Source organism: Sphingomonas astragali, from assembly GCF_051400615.1.
In the GTDB taxonomy this organism is placed as follows: Bacteria; Pseudomonadota; Alphaproteobacteria; order Sphingomonadales; family Sphingomonadaceae; genus Sphingomonas.
The window spans coordinates 1,754,819-1,773,199 of the sequence record NZ_JBLFFH010000001.1 but is presented as its reverse complement, the minus strand read 5'-3'; the positions used below and the strand labels follow the sequence as shown (position 1 = coordinate 1,773,199).

Below are 18,381 nucleotides of genomic sequence, written 5' to 3'. Positions count from 1 at the left end.
CACGCTCCTCAGATGCGGCAGCAGCGTGTTGTTGATGACCGTAATAAAACCCCACATGAAGAACAGCGTCGCCAGCAGCCTCAGCGCACCGCGATAGGTCTCCGTCCCCGCCGACGTGGTCGTCGCCCCAGTCGATACCGGTCCAGCCATTCTCGTCCCCTCCCGGGCGTTGTCAGAGTGCGCTCCTGCGATGCTGCATCGCGGCGGCAATCACCAGCGGATTTTCGAATGGGCAATCGGAAATCGGCCGCCCTTTCTCTCCGGCCACCACACCGCCGCCGTCTGCTTCGATATAATATTACTATTCTAGACAGGCGGAGCTAAATGAGGCAAGGCTTGCATCACGGAGGCTGATCCACCGGCGTTGTCAACATATGGACCGATTGACCAAAATATAATACTAATATTATATCCATATGTCTGAGAGCAGGGGAGGTTAGGCAGTGGCGCTATCGAGGATCAAGCATGTCCGTGCATTCACCGTGCGCGGCGGTGGCGCCGACTATCACGACCAGGGCGAGGGCCACTGGATCGACGACCACATCGCCACCCCGATGGCGCGCTATCCCGAATATCGCCGGTCGCGGCAGAGCTTCGGCATCAACGTGCTGGGTACGCTGGTCGTCGAGCTGGAGGCCGAGGACGGCACCATCGGCTTCGCCGTCACCACCGGCGGCGAGCCGGCGGCGTTCATCGTCGAGAAGCACCTGTCGCGCTTCCTGATCGGCCGCGATCCGGCCGAGTATGAGAAGATCTGGGACCAGATGTACTTCTCGACGCAATATTACGGGCGCAAGGGGCTGGTGGTGAACGCCATCTCCGGTGTCGACCTTGCGTTGTGGGATCTGCTCGGCAAGCTGCGCGGCGAGCCGGTGTACCAGCTGCTCGGCGGCGCGGTGCGCGACGAGCTCCAATTTTACGCGACCGGCGCGCGGCCGGACGTCGCCAAGGAGCTCGGCTTCATCGGCGGCAAGCTCCCGCTCCACCACGGTCCGGCCGAAGGGATCGAAGGGCTCAAGAAGAATATCGCGCTGCTCGCCGACATGCGGTCCAAGGTCGGCGACGATTTCTGGCTGATGTACGATTGCTGGATGGCGCTCGACGTCGACTATGCGACGCGCCTCGCCATCGCCGGCCACGAGCTCGGCCTCAAGTGGATCGAGGAAGCGCTCAGCCCCGACGATTACTGGGGTTATGCGGAGCTGCGCCGCAACATGCCGCGCGGGATGCTGGTCACCACCGGCGAGCATGAGGCGACGCGCTGGGGCTTCCGGATGCTGCTCGAGATGGAGTGCTGCGACATCATCCAGCCCGACGTCGGCTGGTGCGGCGGCGTCACCGAGCTGCTCAAGATCTCCGCGCTCGCCGATGCGCGCGGCAAGCTGGTCGTGCCGCACGGCTCGTCGGTCTACAGCTATCATTTCGTGATCACCCGCCACAACTCGCCGTTCGCCGAGTTCCTGATGATGCACCCCGGCCCGACCGAGGTGGTGCCGATGTTCGCGCCGCAGCTGCTCGGCGAGCCGGTGCCCGAGAACGGCCGCATCAGGGCGTCGGCGCTCGACAAGCCGGGCTTCGGCGTCGAGCTCAACCGCGATATCGCCCTCCATCGTCCCTACCCGAACTGAGGATTCCCCATGAAGTTTTGCCGCTATGGCGCGAAGGGCGCCGAGAAGCCTGGTCTGATCGACGCCGACGGACGCATCCGCGACCTGTCGGGCAAGGTGAGCGACATCACCGCCGATGCGGTCGCCGGGCTGGCGGGCGTCGATCCGGCGTCGCTGCCGCTGGTCGAAGGCCAGCCGCGCTACGGCGTGCCGGTCGCCGGCATCAGCAAGATCGTCGCGATCGGCCTCAACTATGCCGACCACGCGCATGAATCGGGCCTGCCGATCCCGACCGAGCCGATCATGTTCATGAAGGCGCTGTCGAGTCTGACCGGTCCGAACGACGATGTCGTGCTGCCCAAGGATTCGACCCATAGCGACTGGGAGGTCGAGCTGGGCGTGGTGATCGGCAAGACCTGCCGCTACGTCGAGGAGGCCGACGCGCTGAACCATGTCGCCGGCTATGTGCTGGCGAACGACGTGTCGGAGCGCTTCAACCAGAAGGAGCGCGGCTCGCAATGGTCGAAGGGCAAGGGCCACGACACCTTCTGCCCGGTCGGCCCGTGGCTGGTGACGCCCGACGAGGTCGGCGATCCGCAGAACCTGGCGATGAGCCTCGACGTCAACGGCGAGCGGATGCAGACCGGCAATACGAAGACGATGATCTTCACCGTCGCCGAGATCATCTCCTACGTCAGCCGCTACGTCACGCTGTTGCCGGGCGACCTGATCATCACCGGCACGCCGCCAGGCGTCGGCGAAGGCAAGAAGCCCGAGAAGATCTTCCTCAAGGCCGGCGACGAGATGGCGCTGACCATCGAGAAGCTCGGGCAGCAGCGGCAGAAGGTGGTCGCGTTCGACCTGGGGGCGTTCGCGTGACCCTCTATCCCGGCCGCTTCTTCCAGCGCAGCGCGATCGTCACCGGCGGCGCGTCGGGCCTCGGCAAGGCGGTGGCACGGCGCATCGTCGCCGAGGGCGGCACCGTCGCGCTGTGGGACCTCAATCCGGAGGCACTCGCCGCCGCCAAGGACGAGATCGAGGCCGCCGACATCCAGGCGCTCGACGTATCCGATCCCGCGGCGGTCGAGGCCGCGGCCAAGACCAGCGCCGCCGCGCTCGGCAAGGTCGACATCCTGATCTGCTCGGCCGGCATCACCGGCGCCACCGCGCCGGTCCACGAGTTCCCGATCGACAGCTGGCAGCGGGTGATCGATATCAACTTGAACGGCCTGTTCTACTGCAACCGGGCCGTGGTGCCGCTGATGCTGGCGAACGGCTACGGCCGCATCGTCAACATCGCCTCGGTCGCGGGCAAGGAAGGCAATCCCAACGCCTCCGCCTATTCGGCATCCAAGGCGGGCGTGATCGGCTTCACCAAGAGCCTCGGCAAGGAGCTCGCGGACAAGGGCGTGATCGCCAACAGCCTCACCCCCGCCACCTTCGAGAGCCCGATTCTAGCCCAGCTCCCGCAGAGCCAGGTCGATTACATGCGCTCGAAGATCCCGATGGGCCGGCTGGGCGAGGTCGAGGAATCGGCCGCCATGGTCTGCTTCATGGCGAGCGAGGAGTGCAGCTTCACCACCGCGTCGACCTTCGATACCTCGGGGGGCCGCACCACCTTCTGACGTTTAAGCGGCAGCCGCCCGCAAGCGGCGGCGCCCGCCATCTGGGGAGAGACTCAAGTGCCGGAGATTCCGTTCGTCGACGCCCATGTCCACCTGTGGGATCTGTCGCGCATCCGCTATCCATGGCTGACGCCGCCCTTCTCCGACGACGGCCCCAACGGCAGCGTCGAGCCGATCGCGAAGGATTACCTGCTCGACGACTACCTCGCCGATGCGTCGCGGTGGAACGTGGTCGGCATGGTGCATGTCGATGCCGGTGCCGAACCGACCGCGGCGCTCGCCGAGACCGAATGGCTGCAGGCGATGCGCGACGAGCGCGGGATGCCGAGCGGCATCGTCGCCTTCGCCGCGCTCGACGATCCGGAGGTCGACACGCTGCTCGCGGCGCACGCGATGCATCCCGGCGTCCGCGGCATCCGCCATATCGTCAACTGGCACCCCGATCCCAAGCGCACCTATGGTCCGCGCGACGTGACGCGGGACGAGGCATGGGAGCGCGGCTACGCCCGGCTCGCGGATCACGGCTTCTCTTTCGACCTGCAATGCTATCCCGGGCAGATGGAGCCGCTCGCCGGCCTGATCGCACACCACCCGGACATAGCGGTGATCGTCAACCACATGGGCATGGCGGTCGCGACCGATCCCGACGGCTTCGGCGACTGGCGGCGCGGGATGCGCGCGCTCGCCGCCAATCGCCACGTCGTCACCAAGCTCTCGGGCGCGGGCTTCGTCCATCGCCCATGGACGATTGACCAAATCCGCCCGCTGATCCTTGAGGCGATCGAGATCTTCGGCGCTGAGCGCTGCCTGTTCGCCAGCGACTTCCCCACCGACAAGCTGTTCGGCAGCTTCGACCGGCACATGGAGGCCTATCACGCGATCGTCGCCGATTTCACTGGCGACGAGAAGCGCGCACTGTTCGGCGGCAACGCCAATCGTGTCTACCGCCTGGACCTCGACCTGTGATCGCGCCCGCAACCATTGACTCCGGGAGTCCCCACGCATGAACAGCAATCCGCTCCTCGGCGTCGTCTTCCACTGGCTCGGCGGCTTTTCCTCGGCGACCTTCTACGTGCCCTATCGCGGCATCAAGCGGTGGAGTTGGGAGATTTTCTGGATCACCGGCGGCATCTTCTCCTGGGTGATCGCGCCCTGGGTGATGGCGAGCATCCAGACCAACGACCTGTTCGGGGTGATGGCGCAGGTGCCAAGGCACATCGCCGGCCTGTGCATCCTGTTCGGCATATTATGGGGATTCGGCGGGCTCACCTACGGGCTCACCATGCGCTACCTCGGGCTGTCGCTCGGCATGGCGGTGGTGCTGGGGCTGTGCACGGTGTTCGGCACGCTGATCCCGCCGATCTTCCAGGGCGACTTCGCCGGCAAGCTGCTCGGCACGACCAGCGGCCTCGTCATCCTGCTCGGCCTCGCGATCACGCTGGCCGGCATCATCGTCGTCGCGCTGGCGGGGGCGCGCAAGGACGCCGCCTTGTCGGCCGAGAAGAAGGCGGAGGCGATCGCCGAGTTCGACTTCAGGAAGGGGATCGCGGTCGCGGTCTTCTCCGGCATCATGTCGGCCTGTTTCGCCTTCGGCCTCGCGGCGGGCGAACCGATCAAGGCGATCTCCGCCGCCGCCGGCACCGGCCCCTTGTGGACCGGCCTGCCGACGCTGTGCCTCGTCATGTTCGGTGGGCTCATCACCAACGCGATCTGGTGCGGCTTCCTCATCGTCCGCAATGGCACCGCCGGCGAGTTCATCGGCCGGCCGGGCAAGGCGGCCGATGCCGACGGCACCCCGCCGCCGCTGCTCGCAAATTACCTGCTCGCCGCGCTGGGCGGGACGCTCTGGTACTTCCAGTTCTTCTTCTACACGATGGGCGAGAGCCAGATGGGGCGCTTCGGCTTCTCGTCATGGACGCTGCACATGGCGAGCATCATCATCTTCGGCACCTTGTGGGGCTTCGGCTTCAAGGAGTGGAAGGACGCCGCGCCGCGCGTCAGGGGCATGGTGTGGTTCGGCATCTTCCTGCTCGTCGCCGCGACGGTGGTGATCGGCTACGGCAACATGCTGGGGACGGCGGCGTGACGAGCCGCCGCGAGTTCCTCGCCGCCACCGGCACCGCCGCCGCGCTCGCCGCCGTCCCGGCCCGCGCCGCCTCCCCGGCGCTCGTGGTGGTGGACTTGCGGGCCGAGCACACGGCCGACCTGCTCGGCACCGACGTCGCCAAGCCGCGCCTGTCCTGGCGGATCGAGGCGGACAGGCGCGGGGTGAAGCAGGCCCGCTACCGCATCCAGGCGGGGACGGGCGTCGGCAAGGCCGATCTGTGGGACAGCGGCAGCGTCGACTCGGACGCGACCTTCGACATCCAATGGGCCGGCAAGCCGCTCCAGTCGATGCAGCGCGTGTGGTGGACCGTCGAGGTCACCGACGACCGCAGCCGCACTGCGCGCTCCGCCCCGGCCTGGTTCGAGACGGGCCTGCTCGCACCCGAGGACTGGCGCGCCGAATGGATCGAGGCCGAGGACGCGCTCGCCGCCGCCGATCGCGCGGCCGGCGTGCAGTGGGTATGGACCGAGAAAGCGCTCGACAGCCGTCCGCACGCCTTCCGCCTGGACTTCGAGGCGCCCGCCGACCTCGAACACGCCGAGATTCTGCTCGCCGGCAAGGACCATATGCGCGGCGTGTGGATCAACGGCGAGCATAAGACCCCCGATGCGCTGCCGCTCGGGCTCGGCTGGGACACGATGCTGCCCTTCTGGGGCACCTTGCTGCCGTTCGAAGACGATATCCGGCCCGGCCGTAACAGCGTCTGCGCGCTGGTCGAGGCGGAGACCACCGGCTTCTTCCCGGTCGACGGCGGCGCCTTCGCCGCGCTGGTCCGGCTGCATCGCAAGGGCGGGCGGATCGACCGTATCGTCAGCGGCCCCGCCTGGCGGGTGATGCCCGACGTGCCCAAGGGCTGGACCGAGCCCGGCTTCGATGCGAGCGGCTGGGCGCGACCGGTGAAGAGCGGATCGCACGCCCGGAACGATCCGCGCCCGTCCGAGCCGGCGATGCTGCTCAGGACCGGCTTCACGCCGAAGAAGACAGTGGTCGCGGCCCGGCTCTATGCGACCGCGCTCGGCGCCTATGACGCGCGCATCAACGGCAAGCGCGTCACCACCGCGCATCTCGCGCCCGAGATCAGCGTCGCCAGGGATCATGTCTTCTATCAGACCTACGACGTCACGAAGCTGATCGCGCCGGGCGAGAACGCGCTGGGCGCGGTGGTCGGCGATGGCTGGTACGCCGGCGCCTATGGCTGGCGGATGGAGCGCTACGGCTTCGGTCCGGCGCCGCGGCGGCTGCGGGCGCAGCTCCGGCTCGATTACGAGGATGGCTCGCACGAGTGGATCGTGACGGGGCCGGGCTGGCGCATCGGTCCCTCGCCGATCCTCAAGTCGGACATCTACAACGGCGAGACCTTCGACGCGCGGCTGCGCACGCCCGGCTGGGACACGCCGGGCTTCGACGCCTCGCGCTGGGTGCCGGTGAAGGTCGGCGCCGCACCCAAGGCCCGGCTCATCGCGCAAACCTCGCCGCTGCTCACCCCCAACATGACGCGCCGTCCGGTGAAGGTGAGCGAGCCTCGGCCCGGCCGATTCGTCTTCGATTTCGGCCAGAATTTCGCCGGCTGGGTGCGCCTCAAGGCCAAAGGCGCGGCCGGCACCACCATTACCGCGCGCTTCGCCGAGCTGCTCAAGAAGGACGGCACCGCCGACCAGTCCAACCTCCGCCTCGCCGAATGCACCGACCGCTTCATCCTCAGCGGCGACCCGGAAGGCGAGACGTTCGAGCCGCACTTCACCTACCACGGCTTCCGCTACGTCGAGATCGAAGGATATCCGGGCACCCCGACGCTGGCCGACATCGAGGGCGTCGTCGTCTACTCCGGCTGCCGCACGACCGGCGAGATGACCTTCACCGCGCCGCTGCTCCAGAAGATCTGGCAGAACGCCGAATGGAGCCAGCGCTCCAATTTCTTCGCGGTGCCGACCGACTGCCCGCAACGCGACGAGCGCATGGGCTGGATGGGCGATATCCAGGTGTTCCTCGACGCCGCCGCGTTCAACATGGAGGTCGATCCCTTCATCCGCCGCTTCCTGACCGAGGCGCGCGCGGCGCAGCGGCAGGACGGCGCCTATCCGATCGTGGTGCCGCAGCCCCTCTCCTTCCCCGACGTGGTGACCGCGGGCTGGAGCGAGGCGGGGATCATCCTCCCCTACCGCCTATGGCAGCGCTACGGCGACACCGCCGTGATCGACGAGAACTGGGCGGCGATGGAAGGCTGGATGGCCTATGTCGCCCGGAACAACCCCGATTACATCTGGCGCAAGGACCGCGGGCTCGATCTCGGCGACTGGCTGTCGGTCGACGCGGTCAAGCCCGACGACGAGACCACGCCGCGCGTCCTGTGCGCGACGGCCTATTGGGCGTGGTGCGCGCAGCTCATGGCGGAGATGGCGACCGCGACCGGGCGCTCCGCCGATGCCGCGCGCTACACCGACCTGCGCGGGAAGATCGTCCGGGCCGCGCAGCAGACCCTGCTCAAGCCGGACGGCACCGCCGGCAACGGCAGCCAGACCAGCCAGGTGCTCGCGCTCCACTGCGGCCTCACCCCGCCCGACCAGCGCGCGGCCGCCGCGAAGATCCTCGCCGCCGATATCCGCCGCAGGGGCATGAAGCTGTCGACCGGCTTCCTTGGCACGCCCTATCTGCTCGACGCGCTCGCGGACGCGGGCGAGTGGGAGGTGGTCAGCGGCCTTCTCCTCCAGACCGGCTATCCGTCGTGGGGCTACATGCCCGTCAAGGGCGCCACGACCGTATGGGAGCGATGGAACGGCGATGTCGGCGACATCGCGATGAACAGCTACAATCACTATGCGTTGGGCGCGGTGGTGGGCTTCCTATACCGCCGCCTCGCCGGCATCGCGCCGGCGGCGCCGGGCTTCCGCCGCATCGCGGTGCGGCCGGTCTGGCTGCCCAACGTCGGCAAGGTCTCGGCCAAGTACGAGTCCTGCGTCGGCACGATCGCGACGGAGGTCGACGGCGACGCGCAAGGCCTCACCAGCCTCGCGCTCACCGTTCCCGCCAATACCGTGGCCGAGGTCGAACTCCCCGCGCGCGCCTGGCGCGAGGGCGGCCGCACGCTCGACGGCCATTCCGACGTCCGCAACCTGCGCCACGAACAGGACCTCGTCCGCTTCGAGGTCGGCTCCGGTGCCTACCGCTTTACGATCTAAGAGGAATTTCCCTTGCCCACCCTCGGACTCATCCACAATTCGCCGATGCTCGCGCTGGTGTTCAACGAGATCGCGGCGCGGATCATGCCCGACGTGCGGCTGCTGCACTTCGTCGACGAGAGCACGATCAAGAACACCATCGCGGCGGGCCATCTCCAGAAGGCGACGATGCGGCAGGTGATCCGGCTGGTCGGCTCGACCTTCGACGCCGGCTGCGACGCGGCGCTGGTCACCTGCTCGTCGATCGGGCGTGCGGTCGACATGGCGGCGGAGCTCTACGACCGGCCCGTGCTGCGCGTCGACCGGCCGATGGCGGAGAAGGCGGTCGCGACCGGGCGCCGGATCGGCGTGGTCGCGACGCTGTCGACCACGCTCGAGCCGACTGCCGATCTCGTCCGCCGCATCGCCGGACAGCAGAGCAAAGACGTCGAGCTCGTCGAGCATTTGTGCGAAGGCGCGTTCGAAGCGGTGATGGCCGGCGACGGCGCCACCCATGACCGCATCGTCGGCGAGGCGCTGACCGAGGGGCTGAAGGGCGTCGACGTGATCCTGCTCGCCCAGGCCTCGATGGCGCGCGTCGTCGCAAGCCTGCCCGAAGGCGCGGTGGCGGCGCCGGTGTTCGCGAGCCCCGAGCTGGGGCTGGAGCGCGCGCGCGACGTGCTGGCGAGCCTGGGGACGTGAGGAAGCGGCGCCTCGTCCTCGGCTTCCTGGCCCTCCTGTCGATCATCACCTTCATCGACCGGATGGCGATCGCGGTCACCGGACCGACGATCCAGAAGGATCTGGCGATCAGCCCCGTGCAATGGGGCTGGGTGCTGAGCGCCTATGTGATCGCCTATGCCGTGTTCGAGATTCCCTCGGGCGCGATGGGCGACCGGCACGGCTATCGCAAGGAGCTGACGCGGATCACCGTGTGGTGGTCGTTCTTCACCGCGATCACCGCCCTGTGCCGCAATTTCTGGCAGCTCGCCGCGGCGCGCTTCCTGTTCGGGCTGGGGGCGGCGGGCGCCTATCCCAACATGACCGGCGTGCTCTACCGCTGGCTGCCGGCGCGCGAGCGGGCGCGCGGCCAGGGGGTGATCTGGGCGGCGAGCCGCTTCGGCGGGGCGCTGGCGCCGCTGCTGCTGGTGCCGGCCAACGCCCATCTCGGCTGGCAGGCGGTGTTCCTGATCCTGGGAGCGATCGGCTTCGTCTGGGCGATCGCCTGGTGGCGCTGGTTCCACGACCGTCCGGCGGAGCACCCCGGCATCACCGCGGAGGAGGTCGCCGAGATCGGCAGCGACGACCATGGCGGCCACGCCGGCACGCCATGGCGCCAGCTGCTCGGCCTGCCGCAGCTGTGGCTGATCGCCCTCGCCTATTTCTTCTACGCGTTCGGCAGCTGGTTCTTCTTCGGCTGGTTCCCGACCTGGATGGTCAAGGGCGCCGGCTTCACCGAGGCCGAGATGGGGCTCTACGGATCGATCCCCTTCCTGCTCGGCGTGGTCGGCAACCTGCTCGGCGGCGCGCTGTGCGACCGGATGGCGACGCGGATCGGCATCCGCAACGCCTATCGCCTGATCGCCGCGACCTGCCTGATGCTCACCGCCGCGCTGCTGGTCGCGATGAGCCTGGCGACCACCAAGCTGATGGTGGTGATCTTCTGCGGCGCCGCGTTCATGGTGATGGACCTGATGCTCCCCGCCGCCTGGGCGATGTGCATGGCGATCGGCGGCCGCTATGGCGGCACCGCGAGCGGCGTGATGAACACGGCCGGCAATCTGGGCGGCTTCATCTGCTCGGTCGCGTTCGGCTATGTCGTCAAGGCGACGGGCAACTACGACCTGCCACTGCAGGGCGTCGCGGCGATGGTGCTGGTGGCCGCGGCGATCTTCGCGGCGATCGACTGCACCAGAGGGTTCGACCACAAGGCCGCGCCGGAGATCGCACCGGCGGCGCTGTAAGCCCCTTCCCTGAAGGGGAGGGGCTTTCTTAACCGCCCCGCCGCACCGTTTCGAAGAAGCCCTCGCCACCCATCTGGCCGCCCTTGAGCACCAGCTCAAGGCCATCGACCGCCGGTTCATCGGCATGGGCGCGGACCAGCGGCGCGCCCGGTTCGAGCGGCGCCGCCCAGGTCAGCGCGTCGATGCCGAGCTCGGCGACGCCGTGGCTCGACGTATCCCCACCCGCGAACAGGACGCGGCTGAGGCGCTGCCGCCGGATGACCTCATGCGCCGCGCGTCCCAGCGCCACGCCGAGCCGGTCGCCGGCCGCCGGCGCCGCGTCGCCGAGCGGCCCGTCCGCCGAATGGATCACGCAGCGCCCCCCCGCCGCCAGCGCGGCCACGGCGGCGTCGACCAGCCGCGCCTCCTCCGCCGCTTCGCCGTTCAGCAGCGCCGGGACGTCGGCGCGCACGCCGGCATAGCCTTCCGCCATGCCCCAGGCGATCTGCCGCGCCGTCACGGGTGAGCAGCTTCCGCTCACCACCAGCAGCCGGTCGACTTCCCCGGCACACGTCAGGGCGCCGGGCGCAGTGACCGCGCCGCTCGCCTGCCATGCCATCACCAGCGCACGGGTCACCCCCGAGCTGCCGACCGTGAAGCGCGTCCCGCGCGACAGCAGCAGCTCGCCCGCCGCGGCGAGGCTCGGCATGTCGACGCCGTCGAACAGCACAGCACCCTCGCCCACCGCGTCGAATACCGCCGCCGCCTCGCCCGCCTGGATGCGGTCGATCGGCACCAGCGCCACCGGCACGTCGGTCTGGAGCGCGAGATGGCGGCGGAGGTCCGCCTCGTGCATCGGCGTCACCGGATGATGCGACATGGTCGGGTGGCGGTCGATGCGGAACACCTCGCCGCCTGCCGCTGCGAACAGGTTGCCGAACACGACATAGCGGCCGAGATACGGCGCCCCGACCAGGATCGGCACCACGCCGCCGAACACCCGCGCCCCGATCTCTATCGCGCGGCCGATCGAGCCGATGGCCTGGCTCGAGTCGAAGGTCGAGCAGGTCTTGTAATGGACGACCGCCGCCTCCCCGAGCGCCGCGAAAGCGTCTGGCAGATGCGTATCCATCCATTCGGGTGAGCGGCTGCGGCTGTCGCCGGCCAGCCCGATCGCTCGCGCCTCCGGAAAGCGTGCCCGCAGTTTAGCGTCCGGCCGGCGCAGGAACAGCACCGCCGGCACGCCGCCCTCGGCGAGCTGCTCGAGGACGTCGGTCGAGCCCGTGAAGTCGTCGCCGTAATAGCCGTAGAGGAGGGTCACCCCCCGAACGCCCCCAACGCCGCCCGAAGCTCGGGCGCCTGCCGCGCCGCTTCGTCGAGCGGCACGCCCGCCACTGCCGCTTCCCACGCCTGGCGGAGCGCCGCGACGCCCGCCGCCGGCCCGCCCGGATGCGCGAGGATACCGCCGCCCGCCGCGAAGATGAGGTCGGTCGATCCCAGCGCCGCATAGGTCGGATGCGCCTGCTTCGCCGACTGACCGGAGGAGAACACCGGCATCACCTCGCATCCCGGATGCGGCGGGTCGAACATCGGCGTCAGGCATTCGCGCGCCGAGGCGATCACGCTCTCGTTCGACTCGCAGAACTTGTTGTCGATGCCGTTGACGTGGGTGTGGTCGATGCCGGCCAGCCGCCACAGCTTCTGGAAGGCGATGAAGCTCATGCCGATCGCCGGCGAGCGGCCGAGCATTCCCCACCCGTTGCGGTGGCCGTGGATCGGCAGTCGGCTGTGCGCGCGCAGCACCTTCATCGCCGGCAGGCCGATCGAGTTCATGCTCGCCATGATGCAAGTGCCGCCCTCGGCCAGCACATGGTCGTGGCGGCGCAGCATCTCGTCGATGTCGCCGGTCAGGTTGGCGGCGTACATCACCTGTCTGCCGGTGCGCTGGGCATGGTCGTTGACGACGCGCATCACCGCCGAGATCCGCGCCTCGAATGGACAGGCGGGGCCGTCGGCCTGGAGCTCGTCGTCCTTGATGAAGTCGACGCCGGCCTCGACCAGCCCCTTGACCTGCGCGGCGGTGGCGTCGGGATCGAGCCCGACGCTCGGCTTGATGATGGTGCCGATCATCGGCCGGTCATGGACGCCGGCGAGCCTGCGCGTGCCCGCCACGCCGAACTGCGGCCCCTGATAGCGGTCGAGGAACACCGGAGGCAGCCCGAGATCGAGCAGCTTGAGGCCCGAGAACGCCTTGAGCTCGGAGAGGTTGCCGGCGGCGGTCGCGAGCAGGTTCGGGAGCGACGGCCCGAAATTGTGCACCGGCCACGACAGCACCACTCGCGCCGTCCGCCGCCGGCCGTCGCCGCCGCCCTTGGGCAGGCCCGAACCGGGCAGCGACGGCGCCGTCGCATCTTCCAGATCCTCGATCGATTCGACGACCGCGGCGTGCGCCTCGCGCAGCTCGTCGGTCTCGCCCGGCACGCGGACGAAGGTGCCGGTCGACTGCTCGCCCGCCATCGTCTCCGCCGCCTGGGCGAGCGGGAAGGCGGTCTCGATCCAATAGGTCGCGTAGACGCGGTCGGACATCAGGCGACCTTGAAATAGGTGTTGTAGCGCTCGGTCTCGATCGCGAAGTACGGCACGAACACGAGGTCGCGGCCGTCGACGCTGGCGCGATAGGCCTGCGTCTGGTTGGCGAGCGGAGCGAGCGTGCCGGGCAGCGCGATCGTCTGGGTCTCGATGCCCGCCCACGGGTTGACGCCGACGTACATCACCGCGCCGCGCAGGACGGCGGCGACGTTGGGATTCTGGTCGTCTATCGCCAGCGTACGGAGCGGCTGCGGCAGGACGAGGTCGATCGTGTCGCCCGTCTTCCACGTCCGCGCGAGGGGCGCGAGCGTGCCAGGCGTCGCTGCCTGCTGCTGACCGTTGACCGCCAGCGTCGCGCCCTTGGCCCAGGCGGGGATGCGCAGCTTCATCGCGAAGCGGCCGTTGCCGGGCTTGCGCACTGTCAGCCGCACCGTGTCGATTGCGGGATAGCCGGTCTCCTGCGCCACCTCGACCGCGCCGCCGGGGCGATCCCACTTCACCTGCGACGAGGCGTACATGTTGACGACCAGCGCGTCGTCGTCGTGGAAATAGAGCCCCTGCACATAGTCGGCGACGCCCTGCACCAGCGTGCCCGAGCAGCATGGCCATTTCTTGTGATAGTAGAGCTTCTCGCCAGCGGGGCCGTAGTTCGAATAATAGGGATAGCCGCCGTCGCTGTCGGGCAGGCGCGTCGCCAGCATCGTGTTGTAGAGCGTGCGCTCGAGCCCGTCGCCGTACACCGGCTCGCCGGTGAAGCGGATCAGGTAGCGCGCCAGCTTCATGTCGGCGAAGCTGCCGCACGGCGTCTCGAAATGCGCCTTGGACGATTTGAGGCTGGCGGCGAGCCTGCCCTGGTGGAGCTCGACGAACTGCTCCTCCGGTCCCCAGCCGCCCGAGGCGAAGCGCTGCGGCTCCATGAACTTCCAGGCGTTGACCAGCGCCTGCCGGTACTTGGGATCGCCGAGGTGGAGATAGGCCTGCGCGCCCGAGCTCAGCGCGATGGTGTGGCTGTAGGCGTGCTTGGTCGGCAGCACGTCCTGCCCGGCCGCGAGCGGATCGAACCACTCCTTGTCGAGGAGATAGTGCACCGCCATCGCGCGGTACTTGTCATCGCCGGTGATGTCGGCGACGTGGAACAGGTTCTCGGAGATGACATAGGTCTCGTCATAGGGCGGATCGACCTTGCCGATGCGATCGCGCGAGACCGGCGAGATGTACGGCACGCACTTGTCGATGATGATCGGCAGCAGCTCCTTGGCGCGCGCGACCCCGCTCAGCCGATAGGCGTCGACCAGCGCGACGACATACTTGTCCATGACATAGGCCGCCCACTGCGCCTGGGCGTTCTTGCCGGCGTAGGGGTTCTTGGCGGCGATCATCGCCTCGCCGAAGCCGTCGACCAGCGCGGCGACCTTGGCGTGCGCCGCCTTGTCGTCGGTGGTCGCCGCGAGGCGGGCGAGACCGGAAACATACTGACCGAAGGCGAGTCCGGGCACGAATCCGTCGGCATCGTACCAGCCGCCCATGTCCGGCCCCGGCGCCGGCAAGCCCGCGTTCTGACGGAAAACCTTGAGCAGGCGATCATTGTCGAGCGCGAGGTAATGGGCGTGGATACGGTCGTAATGCTCCTTGATCCGGCCGCTGCCGGTCAGCTGGACCGCGCCATAGGGAAATTCATGAAGCACTTCCTTGCCACGCATCGCCGCAGCCGCCGCGCCCGCCCAGGTGGTGGAGGGCATCGCCGCCGCACCGGCGGCCGCCGTCGCGCAGGCCGCGCAGTGGAAGAAATCGCGCCTCGACACGCCCTCGGTCACCATGTCGTCCTTCATCCCATCCTCGCCCGATTCCGTCTGGCGTTCCCCGCGCCAATCTGGCTATATCTAGCCATATGATAATACAAATGGCAAGGGGAGCTGGTATGATCTGTAGGCCAGCGGTGGCAGCTCTGGCAATGGTTTTGAGCGGCGTCGGAGCCCAAGCCCGGCCGCCAGAGACGCAGGCCTTCCCGGCTCGTGCGACCGCCTTCCCCAATCACCCCGCGATCGCAGTCGGCGTCTCCTGGTATCCCGAGCAATGGCCGGAGAGCCGCTGGGACACCGACCTCGACATGATGAGGGCGACCGGCTTCAACACCGTGCGCCTCGCCGAATTCGCCTGGAGCCGGATGGAGCCGGAGGAAGGCAAATTCGACTTCGCCTGGCTCGACCGCGCGATCGCCGCGGCGGCTCGGCGCGGCTTCATGGTGGTGCTCGGCACGCCGACCGCCGCGCCGCCGGCCTGGCTGACCCAGACATACCCCGACACGCTGCGCGTCGACGAGAACGGCCAGCGCGCCGGCCACGGCGGGCGGCGCCATTTCTCCTTCGCCAGCAAGCGCTACCGCGACTTCGGCCGCCGCATCGCGACCGAGATGGCCAGGCGCTACGGCCGCAATCCCGCGGTGGTCGGGTGGCAGATCGACAACGAGGTCGGCCCGCCCTCGTTCGATCCCGAAACGGTCGCGGCCTGGCACGCGTTCCTCAAAGCCCGCTACGGCTCGATCGACGAGCTCAACCGCCGCTGGACCACCGAATATTGGAGCCAGCGCTACAACGACTTCGACCAGGTCCCGCTTCACGCGACCGGCCAGCAGAACCCGGGGCTGCTGCTCGACTTCAGGCATTTCACCACCGCGACCTGGACCGACTATGTCCAGAACCAGGTCCGCGCGATCCGCCCGCTGATCGACCCGCGCGCCTTCGTCACTACCAACACCATGTTCTGGAACGCGGGCTTCGACCATTTCGTCATGCACCGGGACCTCGATCTCGCGGCGTGGGACAATTACATCCCGAACGGACGGCCCGACTGGGTGGCGAACGGCGCCAACCACGACCTCGTCCGCGGTTACAAGCAGCGCAACTTCTGGCTGATGGAGACGCAGCCCGGCCGCGTCGACTGGGTGCCGGTCAACCGCGCGCTCGATCCGGGGCAGGTGCGCGAGCTCGCGTGGCAGTCGGTCGCGCATGGCGCCGACGCGGTGCTCTACTGGCAGTGGCGCCCGGCGGCGAACGGGCAGGAGACCTATCACGGCGCCATCCTCGGCCAGGACGGCCGGCCCAATCCGATCCAGCCCGAGATCGCCCGCGTCGCCGCCGACCTTGCCAGGGCCGCGCCGCTGCTCGCCGACACCGAGCCGGTGGCGAAGGTGGCGATGATCTTCTCCTACGACAGCCGCTGGGCGATCGACCTGCAGCGCCACCACAAGGATTTCGATCCGATCAAGGCGTTCACCGATTTCTACCGGCCGCTCCGCGTGCTGTCGCAGGGTATTCATATCCTTCCGGCCGAGGCCGACCTCAAGCGCTACCCGCTGGTGGTCGCGCCCAACCTCAACGTGCTGACCGAGGCGCAGGCGAAGGGGCTCGAAGCCTATGTCCGCGGCGGCGGCCATCTCGTGCTCGGCCCCCGCTCGGGCATGAAGGACGACGCCAACGCACTGTGGCCCGAGCGCCAGCCGGGCCCGCTCGCGAAGCTGCTCGGCGCGCGGGTCGAGCAGTTCTACGCGCTGGACGAAGGCGTCGGCATCACCGGTTCCGTCACTGGCAAGGCTTCGATCTGGGCCGAGGCGCTGGCGCCCGAGGCGACCGACGTCCGCACCGTCGCGACCTACACCGATCCCAGCGGCTGGCTCGACGGCAAGCCCGCGATCGTGACCCGCAAGGTCGGCCGCGGCAGCATCACCTATGTCGGCGCCTGGCTCGATCCAGAGGCGATGGCGAAGCTGGCGAGGTCGCTGCTCGCCGATGCCGGGGTGAAGCCGCTCATCGCCGATGCCCACCCCGACCTCGAGATCGCCGAGCGCGCCGGCGCCGGCAAGCGGGTGCTGATCGTCATCAACCACGGCGCGGCCGCCCATCCGCTCGCGCTGCCCGCCGGCGCGAAATCTGTCGGCGGCGACTGGACGGACGGACGGGTTACTGCGCATGGTGTCGCGCTGTTCGAGCTTGGCGTACCCAATTCCCCTCTCCCTTTGGGAGTGGGAGGGTGAGGGCGGCCACCGCCAGCCGCAGTCACCCTCACCCTCCCGCCGCCTTCGGCGGCTCCTTTCCTCTCCCAAGGGGAGAGGGACAGTGAAAGGATCGTCGATGAAGCATTTCCGCCTAGCCCCGGCCCTGCTCGGCCTGCTCGCGTTCACCGCCGCCCACGCCGCCGCGCCCCAGCATTGGGTGCCGGGTTGGACCTCGTCGCCGATCGGCTATGAGCCGGATATCCGCGAAGGCCTCGGCCGCCCGTTCAAGGACGAGACCGTCCGTCAGGAAGTCCGCGCCGGTGTCGGCGGCGGCACCGTGCGCATCCGCTTCACCAACGAGCTGTCGGACGTGCCGCTCCATATCGGCGCCGCCTCGGTCCTGCGCCTAGACGAGGCCGGCAAGCCCGTCCCGGGCAGCCTGCGCCCGCTGACCTTCAGCGGCGCGCGCGACGTCCGCGCGCCGGCGCACGCGCCGATGCTGTCGGATCCGATCGCCTATCCGGTGAAGGCCGGCGAGCGCCTCGCCGTCTCAGTCCATTTCCCCGAGGACGCCGCGCCGCCCGCCCATGCCCAGATGGTCGAGGTCGCGGCCGGCGATGCGACCGGTTCGCTCGAGCTGCCGTCGCCGCGCCGCGTCCGCGCCTCGGGCATCGTCAGCGCGGTCGATGTGGTGAATCCGGCGGCCACGCGAGTGCTGGTCGCGTTCGGCGATTCGATCACCGAGGGCGCCGGCGCCACGCCGGGCAAGGCGATGAGCTGGCCCGACCAGCTCGGCCGGATGCTGGCGGCCACCCCGCGCGGCCGCTGTTGGGCGGTCGCCAACCAGGGCATCAGCGGCAACCGCCTGCTCAGCGACGGCCGCGGCCCCAACGCGCTGTCGCGCTTCGACCGCGACGTGCTGTCGGTGCCCGGCGCCACCCATGTCGTGATCCTCGAAGGCATCAACGACATCGGCAAGGTCAAGGACCCGGCCAGGGACTGGCAGCCGCCCGCCGACAAGCTGATCGCCGCCAATGAGCAGCTCCTCGCCCGCGCCCACGCCAGCGGCCTCAAGGTGATCTTCGGCACGCTCCTCCCCTACGACGGCGCCGGCTATGCCTCGCCCGACGGCGAGCAGCGCCGTGCGACTCTCAACCAATGGCTGCGCGCCAATGCCAAGCGCTTCGACGGCCTGATCGACTTCGATGCGGCGATGCAGGAGCCCGGCCAGCCGACCGTGATGCGCCTCGCCGAGCAGATCGGCGACCATCTCCACCCCAACGACGCCGGCTACACGACGATGGCGAAGACGGCGCTGCCGGTGGTGCTGGCGCAGGGGTGTCGATAACCGTGCTCCTGCGAAG

General features: G+C 68.9%; 13 protein-coding genes and 1 pseudogene. 10 read left to right on the top strand and 4 right to left on the bottom strand.

The window, feature by feature from the left end:
• A pseudogene (locus ACMGER_RS08430) lies at positions 1-150 on the bottom strand (glucose/galactose MFS transporter); the annotation flags it as partial.
• Between the two features lie 293 nt (positions 151-443).
• Between ACMGER_RS08430 and rhmD the strand changes: the two are divergent.
• From rhmD to ACMGER_RS08390, 8 genes are read left to right on the top strand one after another with little or no spacing between them, the layout of a single operon-like run.
• A complete protein-coding gene (rhmD, locus tag ACMGER_RS08425) occupies positions 444-1,628 on the top strand; it encodes an L-rhamnonate dehydratase (RefSeq protein ID WP_436811631.1) in 1,185 nt (394 codons plus the stop codon).
• Positions 1,629-1,637: 9 nt separating this feature from the next.
• On the top strand, positions 1,638-2,486 hold the full coding sequence (locus ACMGER_RS08420) for a 2,4-didehydro-3-deoxy-L-rhamnonate hydrolase (protein ID WP_436811630.1): 849 nt from the start codon (positions 1,638-1,640) through the stop codon (positions 2,484-2,486).
• A complete protein-coding gene (locus tag ACMGER_RS08415) occupies positions 2,483-3,232 on the top strand; it encodes an SDR family NAD(P)-dependent oxidoreductase (RefSeq protein ID WP_436811629.1) in 750 nt (249 codons plus the stop codon). Before ACMGER_RS08420 ends, ACMGER_RS08415 begins: the two co-directional genes overlap by 4 nt.
• 57 nt (positions 3,233-3,289) lie before the next feature.
• Complete coding sequence (locus tag ACMGER_RS08410; RefSeq protein WP_436811628.1) at positions 3,290-4,198, top strand: amidohydrolase family protein; 909 nt, start codon at positions 3,290-3,292, stop codon at positions 4,196-4,198.
• A 37-nt stretch (positions 4,199-4,235) separates the two neighbouring features.
• Entirely contained in the window at positions 4,236-5,318 is a 1,083-nt protein-coding gene (gene rhaT, locus ACMGER_RS08405) for an L-rhamnose/proton symporter RhaT (RefSeq protein WP_436811627.1), read from the top strand.
• Positions 5,315-8,515 (top strand): alpha-L-rhamnosidase, encoded by a 3,201-nt coding sequence (locus tag ACMGER_RS08400; protein WP_436811626.1) that lies wholly within the window; start codon positions 5,315-5,317, stop codon positions 8,513-8,515. Before rhaT ends, ACMGER_RS08400 begins: the two co-directional genes overlap by 4 nt.
• A gap of 12 nt (positions 8,516-8,527) precedes the next feature.
• The gene (locus ACMGER_RS08395) at positions 8,528-9,196 is read left to right on the top strand and encodes an aspartate/glutamate racemase family protein (RefSeq protein ID WP_436811625.1); all 669 of its coding nucleotides are present in this window, start codon (positions 8,528-8,530) and stop codon (positions 9,194-9,196) included.
• Positions 9,193-10,458, top strand: a complete 1,266-nt coding sequence (locus ACMGER_RS08390) for an MFS transporter (RefSeq protein ID WP_436811624.1) — start codon at positions 9,193-9,195, stop codon at positions 10,456-10,458. The genes ACMGER_RS08395 and ACMGER_RS08390 overlap by 4 nt, the downstream gene beginning before the upstream one ends.
• Positions 10,459-10,486: 28 nt before the next feature.
• Here the strand turns inward: ACMGER_RS08390 and ACMGER_RS08385 are convergent, their stop codons facing one another.
• The 3 genes from ACMGER_RS08385 to ACMGER_RS08375 are packed head-to-tail and all read right to left on the bottom strand — an operon-like array spanning position 10,487 to position 14,855.
• Positions 10,487-11,758 carry a four-carbon acid sugar kinase family protein gene (locus ACMGER_RS08385; RefSeq protein ID WP_436811623.1) on the bottom strand — a complete coding sequence of 424 codons (1,272 nt, stop codon included), beginning with the start codon at positions 11,756-11,758 and terminating at the stop codon, positions 10,487-10,489.
• Positions 11,755-13,023 carry a ribulose-bisphosphate carboxylase large subunit family protein gene (locus tag ACMGER_RS08380; protein ID WP_436811622.1) on the bottom strand — a complete coding sequence of 423 codons (1,269 nt, stop codon included), beginning with the start codon at positions 13,021-13,023 and terminating at the stop codon, positions 11,755-11,757. Before ACMGER_RS08380 ends, ACMGER_RS08385 begins: the two co-directional genes overlap by 4 nt.
• Positions 13,023-14,855: a beta-L-arabinofuranosidase domain-containing protein gene (locus tag ACMGER_RS08375; RefSeq protein WP_436811621.1), complete on the bottom strand. Its 1,833-nt coding sequence runs from the start codon at positions 14,853-14,855 to the stop codon at positions 13,023-13,025. The genes ACMGER_RS08380 and ACMGER_RS08375 overlap by 1 nt, the downstream gene beginning before the upstream one ends.
• 122 nt (positions 14,856-14,977) lie before the next feature.
• Here ACMGER_RS08375 and ACMGER_RS08370 point away from each other — a divergent pair, with 122 nt between their 5' ends.
• Together ACMGER_RS08370 and ACMGER_RS08365 are read left to right on the top strand one after the other, a co-directional pair.
• Positions 14,978-17,056: a beta-galactosidase gene (locus ACMGER_RS08370; RefSeq protein ID WP_436811620.1), complete on the top strand. Its 2,079-nt coding sequence runs from the start codon at positions 14,978-14,980 to the stop codon at positions 17,054-17,056.
• 97 nt (positions 17,057-17,153) lie between these two features.
• A complete protein-coding gene (locus tag ACMGER_RS08365; protein WP_436811619.1) occupies positions 17,154-18,365 on the top strand; it encodes an SGNH/GDSL hydrolase family protein in 1,212 nt (403 codons plus the stop codon).
• Positions 18,366-18,381: the final 16 nt, after the last annotated feature.